Genomic DNA, 1,730 nt, shown 5'->3' on the forward strand with positions numbered 1-1,730 from the left:
GTGGCGCTGATTGTCATCAGCAGGCCGATGCCTAGCTTGCCCTTGGTGAACAGCTTACGCAGCGCGCCCGGCACAAACGTGTACGCGCCCAGCAGCAGACCGATCCAGAACGACACCAGGCCCGCGGTCTCCGCGCCGGTCCACTCGCAGACCAGGCCGGCGGCGAACGCGACGCCGGAGGCGATCGGAATCAGAACGCTCGGGCTCCGGTACCACGGCCGGTCATCGTCATCATCGTCGTCGTCGAGGTCGACGTGCTCGACTTGCGAACCCGTGACCGCGCTCATGCCCGAACCTTCCCCGCCACGCAACCCTCGACCCCGCAGTCCGGGTCCATGCACGGCACGCTCTCGTCGACCGCTAGCGTCACATCCACCAGCGCCGTCAGGGCGCGGGCAAGGTGCGAGTCTGCGACCTCGTAGCGGGTCTGCCGGCCCTCTGGCTCGGCAACCACGATCCCGCACCCCCGCAGACACGTCAGATGGTTCGACACGTTTGAGCGGGTCAGTCCCAGCTCGCGAGACAACACCGCCGGGTAGTTCGGTCCGTCTAGGAGAGTCAGAAGGATGCGAGAGCGGGTCGGGTCAGCCATGGCGCGCCCCAGCCGGTTCATCACGTCGAGTCGATCAGCATGAGTCAGCATTCGATGAATAATACACTGCACAATGAACTAATCAAGCTGGACAATCGGGCAGGCGATCGTCGACTGTTGAAGCAGCATCGGATCCGCCTTACTGGAGCCGGTCGGCTGAATGGCTGGGTATGGTCAGCTAAGGCCGGAGTATGCGTGAAGTCCTTTGAAGAACATGTTGACGACGGTGAAATTGAACAGCACAGTGGCGAACCCGGTGATGCACAGCCAGGCGGAGCGGGTGCCGCGCCAGCCTCTCGTTGCGCGGGCGTGAATGTACCCCGCGTACAGCACCCAGATCACAAAAGTCCACACTTCCTTGGTGTCGAACCCCCAATAGCGTCCCCAGGAGTCGTTGGCCCAGATGGCGCCGGCGATCAGCGTGAAGGTCCAAAACACAAACCCAACGATCACGAATCGGTACGCGAGGGACTCGAGCGCGTCTGCGGTGGGCAGCGTCGCCAGGAACCGCGGGCCGCCATTTCGAGCTGAGGTGGTGTCGGCCCGCCGTTCCCGGCGGGTTTGCATGAGCTGGGTGACTGCGAGGCCGCAGGCGATCGCGAACAGGGCAGTGGCGAGCGAGGCGACGAAGACGTGGATGACCAGCCAGATGCTCTTGAGCGGGTCCATCAGCGGGACGACCTCAACGTAGAACGCAATGGTCGCCCCACCCAGCAGCAATACGATCATGCCGATGAGGAACGCTCCCAGGAAGCGGAGGTCGTAACGGCGCAGAACCAGCAGGTATACGGCGACGATTAGGAGGGTACCCGTCAGCGCGAACTCGTACATGTTCGCCCACGGCACCCGCCCAGCAGCGATCCCGCGCAGAACTGTGCCGGCCAGGTGGAACAGGAACGCGAGGACCGTCAGTGACGTCCCGATCCGCGCCCACAACAGCCGTTGCCGATTCGCGGGCGGCGTGCGAACACTGTCCACCGACCCACTCTGGGCGTTGTCCGTCTGCTGGCCCGCCCGTGCGGTAGCGCCGGCCAGGACCGGCTCCCGCTGCGGGACGCTGGCGGGGACGGAGCGCCCGGCCAGGTCGATGGTGTACGCGATGAACGCGAGCAGGTAGGTGGCGATCGCCGTCCACACC

Annotated in this window: 2 protein-coding genes and 1 pseudogene; all 3 read right to left on the bottom strand. The window is 64.9% G+C overall.

Going from position 1 to position 1,730, the window contains the following annotated elements:
• A pseudogene (locus B3587_RS11915) lies at window positions 1-287 on the bottom strand (cation-transporting P-type ATPase); the annotation flags it as partial.
• Window positions 284-643: a Cd(II)/Pb(II)-sensing metalloregulatory transcriptional regulator CmtR gene (cmtR, locus tag B3587_RS11920; protein ID WP_228176923.1), complete on the bottom strand. Its 360-nt coding sequence runs from the start codon at window positions 641-643 to the stop codon at window positions 284-286. The pseudogene B3587_RS11915 and the gene cmtR, both read right to left, overlap by 4 nt.
• 123 nt (window positions 644-766) lie before the next feature.
• Window positions 767-1,729, bottom strand: a complete 963-nt coding sequence (ccsB, locus tag B3587_RS11925) for a c-type cytochrome biogenesis protein CcsB (protein WP_292728929.1) — start codon at window positions 1,727-1,729, stop codon at window positions 767-769.
• Window position 1,730 lies beyond the last annotated feature (1 nt).

The sequence above is a fragment of the Microbacterium sp. UBA837 genome (assembly GCF_002296025.1).
Classification (GTDB): Bacteria; Actinomycetota; Actinomycetes; order Actinomycetales; family Microbacteriaceae; genus Microbacterium.